The sequence below is a fragment of the Kitasatospora cheerisanensis KCTC 2395 genome, assembly GCF_000696185.1.
Lineage (GTDB): Bacteria > Actinomycetota > Actinomycetes > Streptomycetales > Streptomycetaceae > Kitasatospora > Kitasatospora cheerisanensis.
The window spans coordinates 6,119,382-6,142,110 of the sequence record NZ_KK853997.1 but is presented as its reverse complement, the minus strand read 5'-3'; the positions used below and the strand labels follow the sequence as shown (position 1 = coordinate 6,142,110).

The following is a 22,729-nucleotide window of genomic DNA, read 5'->3' as shown; positions in this document are numbered from 1 at the left end:
ACCCGCCGTCCTGGCGGCGGGCCGGGATCAGCAGGCGATCGGCGCGGACCCGAGGGCCACGTCGTCGTACCAGAGGGTGTCGGCGCCGTTGCCGTAGGCCTCCCAGCCGAGTTGCAGGGTGGTCGGGCGCGGCGGGGTGGTGCGGCTCAGCCACTGCTGGTCGATGTCCGCGGTGGGGACGCCGTCGTTGTGCAGGCCGGGGACCTGCTGCTCGTTCAGCCAGGTGTCCATGGACTGCTTGGTGGTGTCGATCGCGTACCGGACGCAGACCCACTGGTTGAGCGGCAGCGGCACGCTCTGCGCGACGCCGGCCGGGCTCTGCGCGGGCAGCGTGGCGTCGTCGGACTCGCGGTTCCACTGCAGGGCGCCGTTCTGGCCGCCCAGCCGCAGGTGCTTGTTGCCGTTGGCGGCGTCCTCCATGGCGACCATGGCGATGTGGTCGGCGGGCAGCGCGGTGGTGTGCCGGACCCAGTACCGGACGTGGACCACGGGGCCGACGGCCGAGATGTTCCGGGTGGTGGCCGCGAACACGTGGTTGCAGTAGCCGGCCTGGCCGTTGACCCGCAGCGAGCGACCTCCGCTGTGCGCGACCGCGGTGTCGACCGTCACCGTGCCGGTGCCCGAGCAGTCGGGCGCGGAGACGGTCCAGTCGCCGGTCGGGGTGCTGCCGCTCTGGTCCTCGAAGCCCGAGCAGACCACGGCCCCGGAGCAGCCGGCCCGCCGCTCGACGAGGGGCTGGGCGAAGGGCTGGGGGACGGGCTGGGGCTGGGACTGCTGCTGGCACTGGCACTGGCACTGGGGGTCGGCGAGGCGCTGCCCGAACCGCCTTGGCAGGAGGCGCCGTTGAAGGCGAAGTCGGTGGGGGCGGGGTTGCTGCCGGACCACGTGCCCTGCAGCCCGAAGGCCACCGAACCGCCGCTGGGGACGGAGCCGTTGTAGGCCAGGCTGCTCGCGGTGACGACAGCTCCGTTCCGGCTCACCTGCGCGTTCCAGGCCGAGGTCACCTGCTGTCCGCCGGTGAACGTCCAGGTCAGGTTCCAACTGCTGACCGCCGCACCCGAGTTGGTGACGTTCACCTGCGCGGTGAAGCCGCCGGTCCACTCGCTCGCGGTCCACGAGACCTGGCAGGCGGCGCTGCCCGCGCCCCAGGCCGGGCGCGGGCCGAACCCGGACAGCAGTCCGAGCACCACCGCGAGCACGGCGAACCCGGTGAGCACCGCCCTCCGGCCGCTCGCATCACGTCGCACCATGCCGAACCTCCTTACGTCGTCGGTGTGTTGTCCGGGCTCGCAGGCCCCGGACCGGGCCTGCCGGGGGCGGCGGGCCCGGTCCGGGCGCGGGGGTCACGAGGCGGTGCAGGAGATGGAGCCGGTCGGGAAGTTGTTGCCGGTGGAGTTCGCGGTGAAGCCGAAAGTGGTGCTGGAGTTCGCGGCGATGGTGCCGTTGTACGCCGCGTTCTGCACCGTCACGTTGGTGCCGGAGGTGGTCAGCGCCCCGTTCCACAGGCTGGTGATCGTGGTGCCGGATCCCGTCTGCCACTTGAGCGTCCAGGAGTTGATCGGCGTCGAGTTGTGGTTCATCACCTCCACCGAGGCCTGGAACCCGCCGCCCCAGGAGCCGACCACGCTGTACATCGCCATGCAGCCGCTGCTCGGCATCGAGCCGGAGGGCGAGGGCGAGGGCGAGGAGGACGGGGAGCCGCTCGGCGAGGTGCTGGGCGACGTGCTCGGCGAGGCCGAGGAGGTCGGCAGGTGAATGCCCGTCACCTCGCCCTTGCCGCCGTCGAAGACCAGGTCGGAGCAGGAGAAGAAGTTCTCCGGGCTGTCCGAGCGGACCCACTGGATGAGCATCTCGGCGGCGCCGCTGCGGCCCGACGGGAGGGTCAGGTTCCAGTAGTAGTGCCCGCCGTCCGTGCCGGGGGTGCCCACCTGCGAGGGGTTGGCGACGGTGGTGAGCAGGCTCAGGTCGGCCCAGGCCAGCGGGGTGGTCGGGGACCAGCCCTGCTTGGTCAGGTAGACCCTGAACTCACCCGGGTGCGCGGCCCAGTTGGAGTAGTCGACCTCGATCGTGGCGCCGGCCGTGAGGTGCGTCTTGGGCCAGTCGTCGCGGGGCGCGTTGAACGCGGAGAAGTCGTAGGGGGACTTGTTGCCGGCGCTGCACAGGGTGCCGTCCGGGACGTAGCCCTGGCCGCGGCCGTTGGCCGCGGAGTCCAGCACCGCGAACCAGTTGTAGAGCGGGGTCGTGCCGCTCTGCGCCACGGCGGCCTGGCAGGCCGGGTTGGTGGGCGTCAGCGCGCCGTTCGCGGTGCGCGCGTCCTGGTAGCACAGGTACGTCCGCGAACCCGGGACCATCGCCACCCCGTGCGCGCTCGCCGGGGCCTGGCCCAGCAGCAGGGCGCAGATCGTGGCGAGCGTCGTCGCGAGGGCCGCACCGATCGAGATGATCTTGCGTTGTGACATGAAACCTTCACCGCCTCGGTGGATGGGACCTGCCCGTGCCGTCCCGCCCGGGCAGGCTGCCTGACTGGGGGAAATCCATGCTCATGCCAGCAGCGACCCACAGTTGGGAGCGCTCCCACCGCCCAACGTAATGGCCCGTCAAGTACGTGTAAACGGACCGTCTCCGGGCCTCCGGGCGGATCAACTCTGCCTGTCCGCGGCCGAGTTGCCTCCGACCCCTCCCCCGGCCCCGCAGGCTGCCGAAACCCGCCCAGGCCGGGCCTCCCGCCCAGGCCGCACCGCCCCCGGGCACCTCCGGATCCGCCGGGCCGCCCCGTGAAACGTTCACCCCGGAAGGGAGGTGCCCGCCGCCCCGCCACCGCCCGATCCACTCCACACGCACGACCCGCGGTCCACGGGCCACTGAAGGTCATCTTCCGGCCAAATGTCTAGACCTTTGCAAGAGCGACTTCGCTGATGGGTACTCAGATCAGCACCCCCACAGCGAAGTTGGAGATTCCCATGACCATGCGCGCGCGTTACCGGCCTGCCGCTCTCGCCCTGCTGCTGGCCCTGGCCGCCACCGGGTGCGGTTCCGGCTCGGGAGGCGGCTCCGGCGCCGGCGGCAGGCTGACGGTGTGGCTGGCCGTCGACGCCCAGGAGAGCTGGCCGGAATTGGTCCGGTCCACCAATGACCGCTTCGCCAAGGACCACCCCGGGGTCCGGGTCGAGGTCCAGTACCAGCAGTGGACGACCAAGAACCAGAAGCTGGACGCCGTCCTCGCCGGGAAGAACGTGCCCGACGTGGTGGAGATGGGCAACAGCGAGACCACCAACTACATCGTCAACGGCGCGTTCGCCGCCCTCGACCCGGCCGGCTACGACCAGTCGGGCGCCTGGCTGCCGGCGCTCGCCGACGCGTGCCGCGATCACGGGAAGACGTACTGCGTGCCGTACTACGTCGGCGCCCGGGTCGGCATCTACCGCACCGACTACTTCACGCAGGCGGGCGTGCCGGGCGCACCGAAGACCTACTCCGAACTCCTCTCCGCCCTGGACCGGTTGAAGGCCTCCCACGGCGCCGCGGACCCGAACTTCTCGGCCCTGTACCTGCCCGGCCGCTACTGGTACGCGGCCATGGCGTTCGTGAAGGACGCGGGCGGCGAGATCGCGGTGAAGGACGGCGACCGCTGGAAGGCCTCGCTGTCCTCCCCGAACTCGGTCGCCGGGCTCACCGAGTGGAAGCGGCTGATCGACGCCTACTACGTCGGCGACCGCGCCAAGGACAACGGCGACCAGCCGGGCGTCGTCGGCCAGGGCCGGGTCGGCGTGTTCTACGGCAACACCTGGGAGGCGGACGCCGCCGCCGACGAACGCTCCGGCGGCGACCCGAAGTTGAAGGGCAAGTTCGCCACCTTCCCGTTCCCCGGCCCGTCCGGGAAGCTGCTGCCGCCGTTCCTCGGCGGCTCCACGCTGGCGGTGCCCGCGAAGTCCGGGCACCAGGACCTGGCCGCCGACTGGATCAGGCTGTTCACCGACCGGCAGTCGCAGCAGACCCTGATCGCCGCGAACACCCTGCCCAACAACACCGCCCAACTGGCCGAGGTCGCCGCCGGCGGCCTCAACGGCCCGTCCGCGCAGGCCGCCGCCACCGGGGGCTGGATGACGCCGTTCGCGCCGGGCTGGACCTCGGTGGAGAAGTCCAACGTGCTGCCCGAGATGCTCGAACGGATCGCCAACGGCAAGGCGTCGGTGCAGGACGCCACCCGGGACGCCGACCGGCGGATCGACGAAGTCATCAATGAGCGCTGACGGAAGCGGGCGGCGGCCGACCCGACGCCGCCCGCGCCTGCTGCCCTACCTGCTGATCGCCCCCACCGCACTGGCGCTCCTCCTGGTGCTCGGCTACCCGCTGGTGGACATGGTGGTGCTCGCCTTCCAGGACATGACCCGGGAGCAACTGTTCAGCGGCGCGGCCCCGCCGTGGGCCGGCCTGGAGCAGTTCCGCCGGGTCCTCGGCGACGGGTTCTTCTGGACGGTGGTGGCGCGCACGGTGGTCTTCACCGCCGTGTGCGTCGCCCTCACCGTGCTCTGCGGGCTGTTCACCGCCCGGCTGATGCACCGCGCCTCGCCGTGGGTGCGGGCCACCATCGCCGGCATGCTGGTGACCGTCTGGGCGATGCCGGTGATGGTCGCCGCGTCGGTCTTCCGCTGGCTCTTCGACGCCGACTACGGGGTGGTGAACTGGCTGCTGTCCCGGCTGCCGGGGGTCGACCTGGCCCGCCACAACTGGTTCACCGACCCCTGGCAGGGGTTCGCCGTGATCGTCGCCGTCGTGGTGTGGGGCTCGCTGCCGTTCGCCGCGATCACCCTGCGGGCCGCGCTCGCCCAGGTCCCGCCCGAACTGGAGGAGTCCGCGGTGCTCGACGGGGCCCGGCCGTTCCAGGTCCTGCGGCACGTCGTGCTGCCGACGATCCGGCCGGTCCTGGTGATGGTCACCACGCTGTCGGCGATCTGGGACTTCGGGGTCTTCAACCAGATCTGGCTGATGCGCGGCGGCCAGCCCGAGCGGGAGTACTACCTGCTGGGCGTCTACTCCTTCATCGAGTCCTTCGCCGTCAACCGGTACAGCGCCGGGGCGGCGATCGCCCTGGTCACCGTCGTGCTGCTGCTCGCCGGGTCGGTGGTCCACCTGCGTCAGATGTTCCGGACGGGAGAGGTCGAATGAGACGGCGGCGGTCGCTGGGGCACGACCTGCTGGGGCTGCTGGTCGCCGCGGTGATCGGCTTCCCGGTGTACTGGATGGTGCTCACGGCGTTCCGGCCGGCCACCGAGATCCTCCGGGTGCCGCCGGAGTTCTGGCCGGGCCGGCCCACCTTCGACAACTTCGCCCGGGCCCTGCGGACCGAGACCTTCTGGGCCAACGTCCGCTCCAGCACGCTCATCGGGCTCGGCACCGTGGTGCTCTCGCTGGCGGTCGGCGCGCTCGCCGCGTTCGCGCTGGCCCGGTTCCGCTTCGTCGGCCGCAAGGCCTTCGTGGTGGTGGTCCTGATCGTCCAGACCGTGCCGCTGACGGCGCTGATCATCCCGCTGTACCTGCTGCTGAACGACGTCGGCATGACCGACAGCCTGCTCGGCGTGGTCCTCACCTACCTGGTGTTCACGCTGCCGTTCACGGTGTGGATGCTGCGCGGCTTCATCGCCGGCGTCCCGATCGAACTGGAGGAGGCGGCGATGATCGACGGCTGCAGCCGCTTCGGCGCGTTCCGCCGGGTGGTGCTGCCGCTGCTCGCCCCCGGCATCGTCGCCACCTCGGTGTTCGCCCTCGTCCAGGCCTGGAACGAGTACGTGCTGGTGTACGTGCTGCTGTCCAGCCCGCAGAAGCAGACCGTCAGCATCTGGCTGGTGTCCTTCCAGACCAGCTTCGGCACCGACTACGGCGGCCTGATGGCGGGCGCCACGCTGACCGCGCTGCCCGTGGTGGTGTTCTTCCTCGCCGTCCACCGCAAGATCGCCTCCGGCCTCACGGCCGGGGCGGTCAAGGGCTGAGCGGCGGACGGGCCGTCAGCCGATCGGCGGGGCCAGGTACTCCAGCGCGTAGCCGCGGCCGGCGGGGGTGACGCGGGCGATGCCGGGCGAGTCGAGGTGGGCGCCGGCCACGAAGTGCTGCGGGCGGGCCAGCTGTTCGAGCAGGTCCGCCCGCGCGGCGCGGGCCCGCGGCTGGTCGCCGTCCAGCTCCCAGGACACCTCCGGCCGGTCGAACTGCAGCGTGGGGACGTGCACGGTGTCGCCCCAGATCAGCAGCCGGCCGGCGTCACCGGTGATCCGGTAGACGGTGTGGCCGGGCGTGTGGCCCGGCGTCGGGACGGCCGTCGCCCAGTCGTTGATCGCGACCTCCCGCGACACCGGCACCACCCGCTCCCGGAGCGGCGCGAGCCGCCCGGTGAACACCCCGGCGTCGCCCGCCAGCGGCGCGGCGGGCGGCAACTCGCCGAGCGCGCAGCCGTGTTCGTCCCGCAGCCGGGTCGGCGGCATGTCGATGCAGCCGTCCCGCAGCGAGATCACGCGCAGCCCACCGAACGCGAACGCGGCGTGGTGCCGGCCGGTCGAGAGCAACTCCATGACGCGTTCGGCGGCAACGTCCGGCGGCACCGCGAGGAGGCGGGCCTGACCCTGGAGCAGCTTTCCGTCCGGTCCACGGTCAGCCGGGCGATGCTGTCCGAGGTCGAGCGCGGCGAGAAGAGCCCGACCATCGGCATCGCGTCCAAGATCGCCCACGCCCTCGGCGTCGGCGCGCTCACCGAGACCCTGCACACCGGCGACTCGGTGTTCTTCCAGGCGGACGCGGACCACGGCTTCGCCAACCGGACGGACGCGCCCTGCGAATACCTCATGATCATTTCGCGGCGGGCCTGACCGCCGGAGGCGGCCCGCTGACGGCGGCCCGTTCCTGGCGTAGCGTCGGGCGACCGCGGTTGTCCGAATTCAACGCAGTGAGTGGGCGTCAGGAAATGAATGTCACGGCCTCTTCGATCGGCTCCGACCCCGAATCCGGGATCACCATGATTCCGGCGGGTGATCCCGAGTTCGCCATCGGCGTGGGGCTGTGGCGGGAGGAAAAGCCGCGCGAGACCCTCCGTTCGTTCGTCCAGGACCGACTGGCGCTCCGCGGGACGGAACGGGGCGGCCGCGCCGGCGAACTCCTTCCGGTCGTCGTCCAGCTCGTCCCGCGCCCGGACAACGCCCACAACCCGGAGGCCATCGGCGTCGCCGCCCCGCCGGCCCGCGGCGGCACCGACCACGACCGGCACCTGGCCTACCTGTACGACCGGCACCTGGTCTCGCTCGGCGCGGCGCTGCGCAGCCTGGCCGAGCTGTCACCGCTGCCGGTCGGCTGCCACGCCTTCGTCGAGCTCGACCCGGTCGAGGAGGAGGAGTTCGACCCGGACGACGAGGGCGGCGACGCCGTCGTGGTCACCGACGGGCGGCAGGTCCGGTACTGGGTCGGGCAGCTGCGGCTGCTGATGCCGCGCTGGGACCGGCTCCAGCGGATGGCGGTCGACTACGCGCGCGGGATCCGCCCCGGGCTGATCCTCCCGTTCATCGGCCACTGGACGCCCTGGCGGCCCGGCGGCCGCGAGGCACTGGCGGGGCTGACCGGGGAGAAGTCGTTCGAGGTCACCCTGCGCGCCGAGGGCGACTCGCTGGTGGCGTACTACGGCGAGCTGCCGCTGTCCGACCTGCGGTCCGCCTCCCGGGACTTCTTCGACCGCACGACCGTGCAGGTCCGGGACATGGGCGGGCGGGCCACGGCCCGGGCGGAGGAGCACCGGGGCGCGTTGCGGATCTTCGTGGAGGACAGCCGCCCGCTGCGGCGGGACGGCTGACCGGAGCGCCCGGGGCGCGGCCGCGCGCCGCCGACCCTCGCCGAAGTGCCCGCGACCCGGCGCGGTCGCATTAGGGTGGGTGCCTCTTCCGTCTTTTCCGCAAGGAGCCAGACCGCCGTGTCCGACAGCTTCGCCCACCTGCATGTCCACACCGAGTACTCGATGCTGGACGGGGCCGCGAAGAACGGGAAGCTCTTCGCGGAGGCGGAGAGACAGGGCATGCCCGCCATCGCGATGAGCGACCACGGCAACATGTTCGGCGCGTACGAGTTCTTCCACGCGGCCGCCAAGACCGCCGTGAAGCCGATCATCGGCATCGAGGCGTACGTCGCCCCCGGGTCGCGCTTCGAGAAGAAGCAGGTGTTCTGGTCCCCCGGCGGGCAGCGCCCCACCGGTGCGGACGGCGAGGGCGGCAAGGACGTCTCCGGCGGCGGCCGCTACACCCACATGACCATGTGGGCGCAGAACGCCACCGGCCTGCGCAACCTGTTCAAGCTCTCCTCCCTCGCGTCGATGGAGGGCTACTACATGAAGCCCCGGATGGACCGGGAGCTGATCGCCGCCAACGCGACCGGGATCATCGCCACCACCGGCTGCCCGTCCGGCGAGGTGCAGACCCGGCTGCGGCTCGGCCAGTACGAGGAGGCGGTCAAGGCCGCCGCCGCCTACCAGGACATCTTCGGCAAGGAGAACTACTTCCTGGAGCTGATGGACCACGGCCTGTCCATCGAGCAGGACGTCCGCGCCGATCTGCTGCGCCTGGCCAAGCAGTTGAACATCCCGCTGCTGGCCACCAACGACTCGCACTACGTCACCGCCGACCAGGCCGACGCGCACGACAGCCTGCTCTGCGTCGGCGTGGGCAAGAACAAGGACGACCCGAACCGGTTCAAGTTCAACGGCTCCGGCTACTACGTGAAGACCGCCGAGGAGATGCGCGCGCTGTTCAGCGAGCTCCCCGAGGCCTGCGACAACACCCTCGCCATCGCCGAGCGGATCGAGTCGTACGACGAGGTGTTCACCTACGTCGACCGGATGCCGCAGTTCGACGTGCCCGAGGGCGAGACCCAGGCGTCCTTCCTGCGCAAGAAGATCGCCGCCGGCCTGCAGCACCGCTACGGCGACAACCCGAGCCAGGAGGTGCTGGACCGGGTCGAGCTGGAGATGGGCGTGATCACCCCGATGGGGTTCGACGCCTACTTCCTCGTGGTCGCCGACATCTGCCAGTACGGCCGGGACAACGGCATCCCGGTCGGCCCCGGCCGCGGCTCGGCGGCCGGCTCGATGGTCGCCTACCTGACCGGCATCACCCAGCTCGACCCGCTCGAGCACGACCTGCTGTTCGAGCGCTTCCTCAACCCCGAGCGCATCAACCCCCCGGACGTCGACATCGACTTCGACGACCGCCAGCGCGACCAGATGGTGCGCTACGTCACCGAGAAGTACGGCTCCGCGTACACCGCGCAGGTCAACACCTTCGGCACCATCAAGGCGAAGGCCGCCGTCAAGGACGCCAACCGCATCCTCGGCTACCCCTTCGCGATGGGCGACCGGATCACCAAGGCGATGCCGCCGGACGTGATGGGCAAGGGCGTCCCGCTCGCCGACCTGTTCAACGAGAAGCACCCCCGGTACAACGAGGGCACCGAGATCCGCTCGCTGTACGAGAACGAGCCGGACGTCAAGAAGATCATCGACACCGGCCTCGGCATCGAGGGCCTGATCCGCGGCACCGGCGTGCACGCGGCGGCGGTCATCCTCTCCTCGACCCCGCTGCTCGACCTGATCCCGCTGCACATGCGGGACAAGGACGGCACCATCATCACCGGCTTCGACTACCCGTCGTGCGAAGCCATGGGCCTGATCAAGATGGACTTCCTGGGTCTGCGGAACCTGGGCATCATCGACCACTGCATCAAGATCGTGAAGGCCAACCGGGGCGTCGACATCGACATCGACAAGATCCCGATCGACGACCCCACCACCTACCAGCTGCTCGCCCGCGGCGACACCCTCGGCGTGTTCCAGCTCGACGGCGGCCCGATGCGCGCCCTGCTGCGCCTGATGAAGCCCACCGAGTTCGCCGACATCTCCGCCGTCTCGGCGCTGTACCGGCCCGGCCCGATGGGCATGAACTCGCACACCAACTACGCGCTCCGCAAGAACGCCCAGCAGGAGATCATCCCGATCCACCCGGAGCTGGAGGAGCCCCTCAAGGAGGTCCTCGGCCCCACCTACGGCCTGATCGTCTATCAGGAGCAGGTGCAGCGCGCCGCCCAGGTGCTGGCCGGCTACTCGCTCGGCCAGGCCGACCTGCTCCGCCGCGCGATGGGCAAGAAGAAGAAGGAGGTGCTGGAGAAGGAGTTCGTCCCCTTCCACGCGGGCTGCAAGGAGCGCGGCTACTCGGACGAGGCGATCCAGGCCGTGTGGGACGTGCTGGTCCCGTTCGCCGGCTACGCCTTCAACAAATCGCACTCCGCCGCGTACGGCCTGGTCTCCTACCAGACCGCCTACCTGAAGGCGAACTACCCGGCCGAGTACATGGCCGCGCTGCTCACCTCGGTCGCGGACGACAAGGACAAGATGGCCGTCTACCTGGCCGAGTGCCGGGCGATGGGCATCCGGATCCTCTCCCCGGACGTCAACGAGTCCGTCGTCGACTTCACCGCCGTCGGCAGCGACGTCCGGTTCGGCCTGAAGGCGGTGCGCAACGTCGGCGTCCCGGTCATCGAGTCGCTGGTCGCCACCCGGGCGGAGAAGGGCAAGTACACCTCCTTCGCCGACTTCCTCGACAAGGTCGAGCTGGTGGTCTGCAACAAGCGCACCGTCGACTCGCTGATCAAGGCCGGCGCCTTCGACTCCCTCGGCCACACCCGGCTGTCGCTCAGCAGCGTCCACGAGACCGCCATCGACGCCGTCACCGGCGTCAAGAAGCAGCAGGCGATCGGCCAGGACGACCTGTTCGCGATGCTCGGCGGCGACGACACCCCCGCCATCGGTCTGGACTTCCAGCTCACCGACCGCGAGTGGCCGCGCAAGCAACTCCTCGGCCTGGAACGGGAGATGCTCGGCCTGTACGTCTCCAGCCACCCGCTGGACGGCGCCGAGCACATCCTCGCCAAGAACCGCGACGTCTCGATCGTCGAACTGCTCGGCTCCGGCCGCACCGAGGGCGAGGTCCGGCTCTCCGGCCTGATCACCGGCGTCGACCGCCGCATCAACAAGGCCGGCAACGCCTGGGCGATCATCACCCTCGCCGACCGCGACGGCTCGATCGAGGTGCTGTTCTTCCCCGCCGCGTACCAGCTGATGTCCGCCCAGATGGTCGAGGACAACGTCATCGCCATCCGCGGCCGCCTGAACGAGCGCGACGGCTCGCTCAGCATCTTCGGCCAGGAGATCAGCACCCTCGACATCTCCTCCGCCGAGCTCGGCACCAAGCCCCCCGTCCAGATCACCGCCCCCGTCGGGCGGCTCACCCCCGACGTGGTCGCCGAACTCCGGACCACCCTCCAGGCCCACCCCGGCGACGTGCCGATCCGCCTGCTCACCACCGGCTGGGACAAGAACACCCTCTACGAACTCGGCTTCACGGTGAACCCCGACAACGGCCTCGCCTCCGACATCAAGACCTTCCTCGGCCCGCACTGCTGGCAGGGCACGGTCTAGCCGCCGAACCCGGACGCGGCGGCGGCGCGGCAGGAGGCCCGGACCGCCGACCGACCCTGACTCCGCGTCAGGGATCGGCCACCGGGTGCGGTCAGGGTCGGCCCCGGATGGCACCGGGGCCGGGGTCGGACAGACTCGATCGAGCAGGACGGATGACGACGAGTCAGGAGTACCGAGACGTGAACAGCACTGTGCGCAACCGGCGTTGGGCCACCCTCGCGGTGGCGGGGGCGATGCTGGCTGCGGTGGTGACGGGGACGGCCGGGTCGGCCGCGGCCGCACCCGCCCCGGCGGCGGTGACGGCGACGGCGTCCGGCGCCGCGCTGCCGCCGGTCGACCGGGAGGCGGTCCGGCAGGTGGTGGCCGGTTACCCGACCGCGGACATCAACGGCGTGCTGGTGCGCGTCGCGGGCAGCGACGGGCTGTTCGAGACCTCGGGCGGCATCGGCGACCGGACCACGGGCGCCGCGCCGGACCCGGAGGGCCGGTTCCGGATCGGGTCGATCTCCAAGGTGTTCACCGCCACGGTGGTGCTCCAGCTCGCCGCCGAGCACCGGCTGGACGTGAACGGCACCGTCCAGCAGTACCTGCCGGGCCTGCTGCCCGCCGACTTCCCCCCGGTCACGGTCGGGCAGCTGCTGAACCACACCTCGGGCCTGCCGCACGGCAGCAGCGGCGCCTGGGGCGACGGCACCACGGCCTGGTTCGCCGCCCACCGCCTGGACAGCTGGACGCCCGAGCAGATCGTCGGCACCCTGGCCGGCCAGCAGATGATCTTCGCGCCGGGCACCGGCCAGCAGTACAACGGCTTCAACACCTTCATCGCCGGCCTGCTGATCGAGAAGGTCACCGGCCACTCCTACGCCCACGAGGTGAAGCACCGGATCATCCAGCCGCTGCACCTGCGCGACACGGCCGTCCCGGACCGCGACGACCCGCGGCTGGCCGACCCGGCGGCGCACGCCTACCTGAACGTCCCGGACGCGGACGGCGCCGGGCGCCTGGTGGACGTCACCGAGCAGAGCCCGTGGCCGTGGGCGGAGGGCGGGCTGATCTCCAGCGCCCCCGACCTGGACCGCTTCGTCACCGCGCTGTTCCAGGGCCGGCTGCTGCCCGCCGCCCAGCAGGAGCTGCTGTTCACCGTCCCCGAGGTGCCCAACGTGGACAACCCGCAGTGCCGGCCCGGCCAGCAGCAGGCCTGCATGAGCATGGGCCTGGTCAGCACCGAGCTCAACGGCGTCACCCTGTGGGGCAAGACCGGCTCCCGCCCCGGCTGGACCAGCGGCGTGTTCGCCACCCGCGACCTCCAGCGGCGGCTGGTCTACTCGTTCAACCCGACGAACACGCAGGGCGCCGACATGCGCGACATCCTCCGGCTCGCCGACGCGGTGATCCCGCCCGCGCGGTAGGACCTGCCGGTCACCGCCACTCGCGCACCTCGCGCAGTTCGCCGGTGGCCAGGTCCGGCCGGCCCTGCAGGTCCCCGGCCCGGGTCGCGTAGACGGCGACGATGCCGCCGTCCACGTCCGGGTACGCGGTGTAGTAGCCGATCCGCCAGGACGGCTCGGGGACCTGCGGGGCCTCCAGGCGCAGCCGTTCGGTCCCGTCGGGGTTCAGCACCAGGGCGTTGCTGGGTCGGGCGGTGCTGCCCTCCGGGTCCTCGACGACCAGGATGCTGGGCGGGTCGTCGACGCCCAGCACGGAGACCGGCGGGCGGTCGAAGGTCCGCTCGGTGCCGAAGTCCGCGCCCCAGCGCACGGTGCGCGATCCGTCCTGCCAGTCGATGTCCACGGCCTGCCTCTCTGTCGCTTCCGCCGGTCCCCGGTATTGTCCGCCGCCCGGGTCAGGAGATCTCCACCGGATCGCCGACGGGGATCAGCCGGGCCCGGTCCTCGAACTTCAGGATCTCCAACTGGGTTGCGCCGCCCGGGAGGTGGCCGAGCAGCGGGTCGTCCTGCGGGCCGATGACGCTCTCCTGGATCCGGATCGGCTCGCCGTGCGCGGGGAAGGCGTACCGCTGGACCAGCGACACGTCCGACTTCCAGTCCGTGCGGATCGCCAGCTGGCGGCGGACGAACTCCTGGTTGGGCACGTCGTCGAAGGTGCCGAAGCCGCCGGGGCGGGACACCGACTGGCCGCGCGAGATCACCATGTTGAAGGTCTCGCCCGGTCTGCCGAGCCGTGAAGTGATGGGCGAGCCGGGCGCGTTGGGCGGTTCGCGGAGCGCCGGGGGCAGCGCGCGGCGGGAGTGCGGCGACAGTCCGAGCGGGTCGCACCAGGTGTGCGGGTTGCCGACGTAGGCGTCGGGGTTGGGGGCGGGGACCAGGCCGAGCGGGTCGGGGCTGGTGTAGCGGGCGGTCTCGGGGTCGTAGTAGCGGTTCAGGTTGTAGTGCAGGCGCGTCTCGGGGTCGAAGTACTGGCCCGGGAAGCGCAGCGGCGTGTAGGTGGTGCTGTCGGCCGGCCAGGTGGTGTTGCCCCACAGCGTGGGGACGGCACGCCAGGCGACGGTGTCGGTGACGGGGTCGACGAGTTCGGTGGGGGTGCCGATCAGGTCGGTGACGACCGCGAAGAAGCGGCGGTCGACCTGTTCCTGCGGCGCGTCCGGGCCGAGCGTGGTGATGGTCTCGCTCTGGGCGAGCGGGTGCAGGCCCTGGTAGTCCCAGCTGAGGGTGTGCGGGCCGGGCAGGTAGGGGGCGCTGGTGGTCTGCTCGGCGAGGAGCGCGCCGTCCCAGCTGAAGTCGATCTGCTCGGCGACGCCCGTCCCGTCCGCGCCGAGGCGCTGCTTGGCGATGCGGCGGCCGAGCGGGTCGTAGCGGTAGCGCCACCGGGTGCCGTCGGGGGTGACGACGCCGGTGAGCCGGCCCTCGGCGTCCCAGCTGTAGTGCCAGGTGTCGGGCTTCTTCGACAGCCGGGTCTTCTGCCGGAGCACGGTCCGCCCGGCGGCGTCGTACTCGTAGCGGATCCGGCCCGCGGCGGTGAGCTCGGTGCCGCGGTAGCTGCGCTCGCCGACGGCCGCGCCGGTGGCGGGGGTGGCCGGCCACTGCGCGGCGGTGAGGTTGCCGGCCGGGTCGTAGGCGTACCGCTCGGCGCCGGTGGCGGCGTCGACGCCGGTGACGCGTCCGGCCGGGTCGAGTTCGAAGGTGCGCGGGCCGGCCAGCAGGTCGTCGACGCCGACGAGGTTCCCGTCCGCCCGGTAGCGGTAGTCGTGCTGCTGGAGGACGGCGGGGCGGCCGGGCCGGGTGCTGAGCAGGGTCTGCGAGCCGAGGCGGTGCCGGGGGTCCCAGCTGCGGTCGAGGGTCAGGCCCGGGCCCAGGGTGCGTTCCAGCTCGCGGCCGAGGGCGTCGTGCCGGAAGGCGAGGCCGCCGCCCGGCACGGTCAGCGAGCTGGGGCGGCCCGCCGTGTCGTAGGTCCAGGTGCTGGTGTGGCCGGCGGGGGTGACGCGGCGGGTCCGGCGGCCGAGGGCGTCCCGGGTGTGGCTGGTGGTGCGGCCGTTGACCGTCTCGGTCAGCAGGTTGCCCAGCGCGTCGACGGTGCGGGTCAGCTCGGCGTCCGGGCCGACGGCCCGGACCAGGCGGCCCGCCGGGTCGAAGTCGTACCGGGTGACCAGCCCGGCGGCGTCCTTGGCGACGGTGCGGCCGAGCGCGTCGTAGGTGTAGCGGATCTGCTCGCCGAGCGCGTTGGTGGCGGCGACCGGGCGGCCCGCCGGGTCGAGCTCGTAGGAGGTCCGGCGGCCCTGGAAGTCGCTCTCGCCGACCAGCCGGCCGGCCTCGTCGTAGCGGTACTCCCAGCGCCGGCCGAGCGCGTCGGTGACGGCCACCAGCTGCATGTGGGCGTCGTGGGTGAAGGCGGTGCGGGCGCCGTCGGGCCGGTGCGGGCGGCCAGGGTCTCGAAGTGGGTGTACTCGAAGGCGGTGGTCCGGCCGGCCGGGTCGGTCGCCGTGAGCAGGTTGCCCTCGCCGTCGTAGGTCCAGGTCTCGGTGCTGCCGTCGGGGGCGGTCCGGGAGGCGGGCAGGCCCTCGGGGGTCCAGCGGAACCGGGTGGTGCCGCCGAGCGCGTCCACCACGGCGGCGACCCGGCCGAAGGCGTCCCGCTCGCAGCGGGTGGCGGCGCCGCCGGCGTCGACGACCTCCACGGGCAGCCCGGCGGCGTCGCACCGGATGCGGGTGGTGTGCCCGAGCGCGTCGGTGACGGTGGCGAGGTGGCCGCGTTCGTCGTACCCGTACGCGGTGACCGCGCCGTTCGGGTCGGTGAGCGAGGTCCGGTGCCCGTGCTCGTCGTAGCCGAACTGCCAGGTCACGCCGCCCGGTTCGACCACCCGGACGGGCAGGCCGACGGTCGGGCCGTACTCCACCACGGCGCGTTCGCCGTCGGGCCGGGTGACCTCCACCAGGTCGCCGGCCCCGTCGTAGCGGTAGCGGGTGGTGTGGCCGAGCGGGTCGGTCCGGGCGATCAGGCGGTCGAACTCGTCGCGTTCGAAGCGCAGCGCGTTCCCGAGCGGGTCGACCTGGGCGACGATCTGCGCGTGCTCGTTGACGTGGTACTGGGTGGTGTGGCCGAGGGCGTTGGTCTCGGAGTGGACCCGGATGCCGGTGTCGGGGTCCGGGTCGCCGTAGCTGAAGCGGAAGCGCAGCGCGCCGTCGGCTCCGCCCTCGTCGACGACCCGGTCGAGCTGGTCGTAGGTGTACAGGTACCGGCTGTCGTTGCGGTCGGTCCAGGACAGGATGCGGCCGCCGGAGTCGTTGGCGAACCGCATCGGCCGGCCGGAGGAGTTGTACACCGAGGACAGGTGGCCGCCGGTGTACCCGTACCGCATCAGCAGCGCGTCGCGGCCGTCCTCGCCGGCGCCGGCCAGCCGCAGGGCGGTGATCCGGTCGCCGTCGGTGGTGACGAGGAGCGTGTAGCCGCCGGAGTGGGTGATCGACAGCGGGGCGCCGTCCTCGTCGTAGGCGAGGGTGTACCGGCGGCCGCGGCGGTCCCGGACCGCCGTCAGCAGCGCTTCCTCGCCGCCCGGTTGGCGGGTGAACTCGCGGACGGTGTCGGTGGCGGGATCGGTGAGGGTGTAGTCGCCGCGGTCGGTCAGGGCCAGTTCCCAGCGCACACCGGCGCTCGCCTGCACCGGAACGCCCGGCTCGGGGTGCGGGTAGGCCTGCGCGAACAGGTCCGGGGAGAGGTAGACCACGCCCTCGGCGTCGATCTCCAGCCGCTCGTCGAAGGTGCAGGTCCAGCGCGGCCCCATCCACCGCCCGGCCAGGTAGCCGGACTCGTAGTTGCGCACGAACAGCAGCGGGAGCGAGCCCGGCAGTTCCGCGTCGACCTGCTTGATGAACATCCGGCCGGTCGCCATGTCGACCGGCTCGCCGCCCGGGCAGATCGAGTCCTCCCGGCGGCCCGCCTGCCGCGGCGAGCGGACCTGTTCGCGGCCCCGGCCCTCGAACCTGCGGCCGCCCCGCCCGCCGCCGGCACCGGTCCGGGGGTGCGCGAGGTCCTTGCGGCCGCCCTCGAAGATCTCCGCCAGGTCCTTGGCGTGCTTCTCCTCCACGCTGCGGACGTTCGCGGCCACCTTCTTCAGGTTCTGCCCCGCCGACCGGTACAGGTCTTTGAGGGCCTTTCCGGCGTCCCTGGCCAGCGTGGTGCCGAGCTTCTCGGCGGCATGCTCCAGCGCCTTCACGATCTGGTTGCTCATGCGGAACCTGCCCCCTGCAAGCTCGGACTCGAACGCCCCGGGTCGGACCACGCCGCCACCGGAGGACGGCGGCCGCCCCGCGGCCCGATCGCCCGACCGCCGTCGGACACGCGTACGCCCGGGGAACACGCACGCGCCCCCGGAGCAGCACCAGACGGTACTCCGTCACACCCGTCGCACCCGGCCCATTGCCGAACCTTTGCCTCCCGCGGCCTCGGTGCGCTTCGCGCCCTGTCGTGCGGGCGCGGATGTGTTCACCACCTACAGCGGGTCGCACACCTTGACGGTGACGGCGCATCACCTGCTCGGGCCCCGACTGCCCGCCCTGTGCGCGGCGTTCGCCCGGGAGGCGGACGCGCTCGCCGCGGCCGGCCGGTAGCCCCGTCCCCCTACTCGCGGGTCAGGGCGCGGAAGCTCTCCAGGGTCTCCAGCAGGCGGCGGGCCTCCGCGCGGTCGGCGGGCGGCAGGGCGGCGAGCAGTGCGCCCACCGGGGCCGGCCGGCCGTCGGCGAGCCGGTGCAGCAGCGGTTCGGCCCGCTGCCGGGTCAGCGGAGTGCGCGCGACGTGGCCGTTGGCGGCGTACAGCAGCGCCCCGCCGAGCGGTTCGTACAGCACCCGGGCGCGGGCGCGGACGGCGGTGCCGTCGGCCAGGGTCGCGGAGGCTCGGGCGGCGGGACGGGGCAGAGGCCGGACGCGCTCCGGTTGCCGAGCGCCAGCGAGGCGACCAACTCCCCTGTCCGGTCGGGGTCGTGGTACTCCCGGAAGATCCGCAGGGTCTGCTCCAGCGCCTCAGGCAGCGCGCCGTCCACCGGCGGTTCGGGCGCGGACAGCGGGGCGGTGGCGGCGGGCAGCCGCACCAGGGCGGCGTCCGGGTCGACCATCGCGTCCGGGGCCTTGCCCAGCAGCAGGTCGTCCACGTCGTAGCCGGCGTGGTGGCCCTCGCGCGGCACGCCGATGTTGACGCTGGTCGCGGAGCCGCCGTCGACGCTCTCGCCGACGTGGTAGTGGCTGGCGGGCCAGTACAGCAGGTCGCCGGGCTCGGGTTCGGCGGTGAACGAGCTCGCCAGGTGCGCCTGGTAGTCGAGTTTGGTGGTCACCGGCTCGGTCCACGGGCGCTCCCGCCAGAACCGCATCCGCTTGCGGCCTTCGAGGGCGAACATGAAGGTGGCGAAGCGGTCCCGGTGGACGCCGACCGGGGTGTGCTCGTAGTTGCCGTGGAAGAGCGTGGTGATCGCCCCGGACACCGGCAGCCCGGTGCGTTCCCACAGCGGTTCGTAGAACGCCCGCTGCCGCTCCCACTGCCCGGGGTGGAAGGCGTGGAAGGCGTGCACGGTGAGCGCGTACCGCGTCTCCGGCGAGAAAGCCGCCAACTCGGCGTCCAGCCGCCGCCGGTAGCCGTCGAAGCCGCCGTCCTCGGGGCGCGGGAACCAGTTCGCCGGCTCGGTCTGCTGGAACCGGCCGACGGCGAACTGGGCGTTCGGCGCCGTCCGGTGCGGGCCGGGCGGCCTGGTGGCGAGGGTGGCGGCCGCGAAGACCTCGCCCAGCTCGAAGGGCGCCGGGAGGGCGGCCTTGATCAGCACCGGCCGCCGGTCCCAGTAGTGCGCGGTGAACTCGTCCCAGTCCAGCGGCCCTTGAACGGTCGTCAGCTCGCTGTCGTGCCCGGTCGTCATCCGTCCGTCCTCCCGCCGTCGGCCAGGTCGATCCCCCGCAGGGTGTGCAGTCTGCGCAGCAGCGCGAGGACGGCGGCGTTGTGCTCGTCCGCGCCGACCGCGCGGCACAGCTCGGCGACCGTCAGCTCGCGGCCGGGGCGCAGCTGCTCCGCGATCCGCTCCCCCGCGGCCCCGCCGATCGGGAAGGCGTGCCCGTTGACGGCCCAGATCCGCCGGCCGGGCCCGTCCGGCACCCGGACGACCTCGCGCAGCACCCGCAGCCGCTGCCCGGGGTGGACGGGCACGCCGGCCCGGGGATCGGGCGCGGGGTCCAGCCCGGCCGCGGACCACCAGGCCGCCCACCGGGTGCGCAGCGCGGTCGGCAGCTCCGCTCCCCCGGCCAGCAGGCGGACCGCCTCGCCGACGGCGGCCACCGGCCCGGCCGGGCCGAGCGGGCGGTCGGCGGGCGGCGGGTGGGGCAGGCAGGGCACCGTGCCGTCGTACGGGTGGCGGCTCTGGAGGGCCTCGGCCAGCAGGTCCTTGACCGCCCCGGTGGCCAGCCGCCGGGCGCGGGGGACGGAGATCCGCAGCGTGGTGCAGCCGTCGAGGTGGCGTTCGCGCCAGCGGGTGCCACCGGGCCAGTACAGCAGCTCACCGGCGCCTGCCCGCAGCACGCGCAACTCGCCGTCCGGCTCGTGCAGTTCGGCCTCCAGGGTGCCGTCCAGCACCCAGGTCAGCACCGCGTGCTCGGAGGGGACGGCGAGGCCCGCGGTGCGGGCGAAGGCGTCCGCCTCGGTCAGTTCGGCCTCGACCGGCAGGCACGGCAGGCCGACCCGGCGCCACAGGTCGGCCAGCGCGTCCCGGACCGCCGACCACAGCTCCCAGTCGGTGTGCAGGGGTTGACGGACGCTCAGCAGGAACCCGCTGTCCGTCCCGCTGCCGGGCGGCTCGGCGCGCAGCCGGGCCCGGTAGGCGGCCGGGTCGGGGTCGGCGGCGTCCGGCAGCAGCCGGCCCGGCGCGCCCAGCCAGCCGAGCGGGGTGTGCAGGCGGACCTGCGGCAAGGTGCGGAACACCGTTCCGGCGCGGAAGGGTTCGCAGGCGGCGACGACCGTGCGGTGCAGGTGCGCCGGGTCCGCCGGGGCGGCGGCCGGCAGCAGGGCGGGCTCCTTGTCCCAGACGCGGGCGAGGAGTGCGGTCCAGTCGGGCGCGGTCACGCCGGTACCCCTTCGTTCTCGGGTGCGTTCGGGGCGTGCGCTCGGGCGCGGCCCCGGGAGCGTTCGCGGGTGCGGGCCCGGGCGCATTCGCGGGCACGGGCGCGTTAGCGGGCGCGGGGAAGGTCTGTGCCAGCAGGGCCGCGTAGTCGGCGAGCGGGCCGAGGCCGACGGCCGCGCGGCGCTGGTCCACCCGGTCCGCGTCCTCGATCGGGCAGGGCCGCAGCCGGCCGTCCGCCGCCCGTTCGAACTTCGTGCCGTACAGCTGCGGGCGGCCCTCGGCCCGGCGCAGCGAGTCGGCGAGGTAGGCGGCGTCCTGCCGTCGCATGTCGCCGCGCGCGGCCGCGGCCTCGATCAGGGTCAGGCACTCGCGGCGGAAGGCGAGGTCGCCGGTGTGGTGCTGGAGCAGGGCGCTCGCGGCCGCGGCGGCCTCCGCGCCGACCAGGGCGTGGCCGGGCCAGCCGTGCTCGGCGACCACGCCGCGCAGCCAGGCGATGCCGGCGGAGGTCAGCCGTTCGAGCTTCGCCTCCAGTTCGGTGTCGGTGAAGCCGCCGGCGGCCCAGGGGGTGCGCAGCGCGGCGTCGGTCCGGGCCAGGCGCAGCAGCCGTTCGCGGATCCCGGCGGCCGGGCGGGGCTCGGCCGGCGGGTCGATGCGCAGGCGCAGGGTGGTCTCGTCCCAGCTGTAGGTGATGCGGCGGTTCTGCTCGGGCCAGTCGAAGGAGGCTTCGCCCTCGCGCGGGCCGCGCAGCCGGATCCGCACCCCGCGCCCGGGGTCGTGCAGTTCGGCCGCGTCCAGGTCGGCGTGGACGTGTTCGACCGCGTCGCGCAGGGCGATGCCGAGCCCGGCGAGGTCCAGCTTCCGGCCTTCGCGGACGGCGGCGGACGGCGGGCGCTCCGCCGGCCCGGGGGCGTCGGCCGGGCGAGTGCGGAGTTCGCGGCCGGGCGGCGTCCGCAGGGCGAGCAGCGGGCCGCCGTCGGCGGCGCGGAAGAAGTACGGTGCGTCGCCGCGCGCCAGCTGCTCCAATTCGTCTTCTGTGAAAGGGACTTCGCCGCCGTGCGGGTACTCGGCGGTCGGGCGGGCGATCACCCGGACCAGGTGCCCGGCGGCCCGCTCGTCGAGGAACTCGGCGATCCGGGCGCGGTGACGGCACATCAGCGTCCAGGCGTCGAACATGCCGCGCAGCATCGCCGTCAGGTGCGGGCCGTACCCGGTGCGGCCTTCGGTGTCGCCGACCACGGTGCGGGTCTCGGTGCGGGTCAGCGAACGGGTGCGCCGCTCCAGGCGCAGTGCGCTGTCGGGTTGCGGGCGCCAGCAGGTCGCGGGGCCGTCCGGCTCGCACCAGCGGGCGAGGTTCTCCAGGCCGGCGTGGTGGTGTGCGGAGGCCGCGGGGTCGAACAGCAGGCCGGTCTCGAACAGGCGCTTGAGGTCGGCGAAGTAGGCCTCCAGGTCGACCGGGAACGGCAGCGGCTCGCCGTCCTCCGGGCGCTGCCCGATCAGCAGGTTGCCGCCGATCAGGTCGGTGATCCCGAACGCGAACGCGGCGGCGGCGAGCGATCCGGCGCGGTGCCAGTAGCGGGGCGCCGCGTCGGCGTCGAGGACGGCGCCGCGCATGGTCCACCCGCCGTCGGTGCGCAGGACGCCCCGGGCGTCCGGCGGTTCGATCCACTCCTGCCAGGAGTAGCAGGCCCGGTCCGGGCCGCTGCCGGGCCGGCACCGCAGCGTCGGCAGCCGGACCGGACCGGCCGCCGGGGGAAGCGAGTTGAGCAGGGCGAACACCGAGCCCTCGGTGGCCAGGAACAGCAGTTCGCCGCTCGCCGGGCGCGGCTTGTACGCGAGCCGGGCGCCGTCGGCGAACTCGACCCGCAGCACCCGCTGGCCGCCGTTGTGCGTCTCGTCGCCGTTCGCCCACAGGCCGGTGACGGGGTGGCCGGAGGGCCGGTCGCGGGCCAGCCGTTCCAGGAAGAGCGCCAGGAAGTCCAGGTACTGCCCGGTCCGCAGGTCGGCGAAGGCGGCGGCGTGCCCGGGCGGTCCGTCGACGCAGCTCTCCAGGATCTCGGTGAGCAGCGGGCCGAACAGGTCCGCGTTCTCCGGCCGCAGCAGCCGCGGATCGATCCGCCGCTCCCCGGCGGCCGCCTCGTCGATCCGCCGCACCGCCTCGTGCAGCGGCGCGAACCGGTCGTCGGCCAGCGCGTCCGCCAGGGCCCGCGCGTCGGCCGGGCCGCCCAGCGCGCGGGCGACGGCGAGCGTGCCGTCCGGGCCGGGACGGCCACCGGCGGAAACGCCCGGCCCGCCCGGCCCTCGGCCAGCGCCGTCAGCAACCGGCTTGTGCCGGGCGGGAGTTCGGGCCTCCGGGCGGCGGCCCCGGGGTCGCGCAGGTCCATGCGGCTCCTGGTCGGCTGGTCGCGGCACGACGCCGCGCGACCGGCCGGGCCGGCGCCGCGCGGCGTCGCGGTTCGGGTCGGGCGCCGGGACTACAGGTTCGGTACGCAGTAGACGCGCACACAGGTGGTCGCCTGCGGGAGGGCGTCCTGGCGGTGGCCCGGGACGTCCTGCTCCAGGTCGCCGATCACCAGGTCGAACGCCTCGTCCGCGACGAGGGTCTGCGGGGCCTGCACGGTCAACGTCTCCATCGTTTTCCCCTGACGGTAGAAGTGGCACAGCGACGGCCGGGCGCCCTCGGGTGCTGCACCCGG

The 22,729-nt window shown here is 73.1% G+C and carries 18 protein-coding genes and 1 pseudogene; 7 read left to right on the top strand and 12 right to left on the bottom strand.

What is annotated here, in order from left to right:
• Positions 1–27 precede the first annotated feature (27 nt).
• From KCH_RS47370 to KCH_RS27655, 3 genes are all read right to left on the bottom strand, one after another.
• Positions 28–699, bottom strand: a complete 672-nt coding sequence (locus KCH_RS47370; RefSeq protein WP_425268832.1) for a hypothetical protein — start codon at positions 697–699, stop codon at positions 28–30.
• Positions 606–1,250, bottom strand: a complete 645-nt coding sequence (locus tag KCH_RS47365; protein WP_425268831.1) for a cellulose binding domain-containing protein — start codon at positions 1,248–1,250, stop codon at positions 606–608. Before KCH_RS47365 ends, KCH_RS47370 begins: the two co-directional genes overlap by 94 nt.
• Before the next feature lie 93 nt (positions 1,251–1,343).
• Complete coding sequence (locus KCH_RS27655) at positions 1,344–2,459, bottom strand: lytic polysaccharide monooxygenase (protein WP_035867455.1); 1,116 nt, start codon at positions 2,457–2,459, stop codon at positions 1,344–1,346.
• Positions 2,460–2,960: 501 nt separating this feature from the next.
• Between KCH_RS27655 and KCH_RS27650 the strand changes: the two genes are divergently transcribed.
• From KCH_RS27650 to KCH_RS27640, 3 genes are read left to right on the top strand one after another with little or no spacing between them, the layout of a single operon-like run.
• Entirely contained in the window at positions 2,961–4,250 is a 1,290-nt protein-coding gene (locus KCH_RS27650) for an extracellular solute-binding protein (protein WP_244305456.1), read from the top strand.
• On the top strand, positions 4,240–5,166 hold the full coding sequence (locus KCH_RS27645; protein WP_051653508.1) for a carbohydrate ABC transporter permease: 927 nt from the start codon (positions 4,240–4,242) through the stop codon (positions 5,164–5,166). Before KCH_RS27650 ends, KCH_RS27645 begins: the two co-directional genes overlap by 11 nt.
• Complete coding sequence (locus KCH_RS27640; protein ID WP_035867453.1) at positions 5,163–5,987, top strand: carbohydrate ABC transporter permease; 825 nt, start codon at positions 5,163–5,165, stop codon at positions 5,985–5,987. Before KCH_RS27645 ends, KCH_RS27640 begins: the two co-directional genes overlap by 4 nt.
• A 15-nt stretch (positions 5,988–6,002) precedes the next feature.
• Here KCH_RS27640 and KCH_RS27635 read toward each other — a convergent pair whose 3' ends face one another.
• A complete protein-coding gene (locus tag KCH_RS27635) occupies positions 6,003–6,560 on the bottom strand; it encodes an MBL fold metallo-hydrolase (protein ID WP_035867452.1) in 558 nt (185 codons plus the stop codon).
• On the opposite strand from KCH_RS27635, the gene KCH_RS38730 reads away from it, so the two are divergent.
• From KCH_RS38730 to KCH_RS27615, 4 genes are all read left to right on the top strand, one after another.
• Entirely contained in the window at positions 6,534–6,854 is a 321-nt protein-coding gene (locus KCH_RS38730; protein ID WP_244305455.1) for an XRE family transcriptional regulator, read from the top strand. The genes KCH_RS27635 and KCH_RS38730 overlap by 27 nt on opposite strands.
• A gap of 95 nt (positions 6,855–6,949) precedes the next feature.
• The gene (locus KCH_RS27625; protein WP_035867447.1) at positions 6,950–7,825 is read left to right on the top strand and encodes a hypothetical protein; all 876 of its coding nucleotides are present in this window, start codon (positions 6,950–6,952) and stop codon (positions 7,823–7,825) included.
• 117 nt (positions 7,826–7,942) lie between these two features.
• A complete protein-coding gene (gene dnaE, locus KCH_RS27620) occupies positions 7,943–11,494 on the top strand; it encodes a DNA polymerase III subunit alpha (protein WP_035867445.1) in 3,552 nt (1,183 codons plus the stop codon).
• Between the two features lie 179 nt (positions 11,495–11,673).
• Positions 11,674–12,903 (top strand): serine hydrolase domain-containing protein, encoded by a 1,230-nt coding sequence (locus tag KCH_RS27615; protein WP_035867444.1) that lies wholly within the window; start codon positions 11,674–11,676, stop codon positions 12,901–12,903.
• 10 nt (positions 12,904–12,913) lie between these two features.
• On the opposite strand, the gene KCH_RS27610 is transcribed toward KCH_RS27615, so the two are convergent.
• The 8 genes and pseudogenes from KCH_RS27610 to KCH_RS42700 all read right to left on the bottom strand — a co-directional run bounded on the left by KCH_RS27610 (position 12,914) and on the right by KCH_RS42700 (position 22,666).
• A complete protein-coding gene (locus KCH_RS27610) occupies positions 12,914–13,285 on the bottom strand; it encodes a hypothetical protein (RefSeq protein WP_035867442.1) in 372 nt (123 codons plus the stop codon).
• A gap of 52 nt (positions 13,286–13,337) precedes the next feature.
• Complete coding sequence (locus KCH_RS47675) at positions 13,338–15,320, bottom strand: RHS repeat domain-containing protein (RefSeq protein WP_084223957.1); 1,983 nt, start codon at positions 15,318–15,320, stop codon at positions 13,338–13,340.
• 1,343 nt (positions 15,321–16,663) lie between these two features.
• A pseudogene (locus KCH_RS47670) lies at positions 16,664–17,176 on the bottom strand (DUF6531 domain-containing protein); the annotation flags it as partial.
• 389 nt (positions 17,177–17,565) lie between these two features.
• The gene (locus KCH_RS45030) at positions 17,566–17,790 is read right to left on the bottom strand and encodes a hypothetical protein (RefSeq protein WP_051653505.1); all 225 of its coding nucleotides are present in this window, start codon (positions 17,788–17,790) and stop codon (positions 17,566–17,568) included.
• Positions 17,721–18,845, bottom strand: a complete 1,125-nt coding sequence (locus KCH_RS27600; protein ID WP_051653504.1) for a JmjC domain-containing protein — start codon at positions 18,843–18,845, stop codon at positions 17,721–17,723. The genes KCH_RS45030 and KCH_RS27600 overlap by 70 nt, the downstream gene beginning before the upstream one ends.
• Positions 18,842–19,564 (bottom strand): hypothetical protein, encoded by a 723-nt coding sequence (locus KCH_RS42710; RefSeq protein ID WP_051653503.1) that lies wholly within the window; start codon positions 19,562–19,564, stop codon positions 18,842–18,844. Before KCH_RS42710 ends, KCH_RS27600 begins: the two co-directional genes overlap by 4 nt.
• Positions 19,476–22,445, bottom strand: coding sequence for a DUF4135 domain-containing protein (locus KCH_RS42705; RefSeq protein WP_167574127.1), 2,970 nt, complete (start codon positions 22,443–22,445; stop codon positions 19,476–19,478). Before KCH_RS42705 ends, KCH_RS42710 begins: the two co-directional genes overlap by 89 nt.
• 62 nt (positions 22,446–22,507) lie before the next feature.
• Positions 22,508–22,666, bottom strand: a complete 159-nt coding sequence (locus KCH_RS42700; RefSeq protein ID WP_167574125.1) for a hypothetical protein — start codon at positions 22,664–22,666, stop codon at positions 22,508–22,510.
• Between the last annotated feature and the right edge of the window lie 63 nt (positions 22,667–22,729).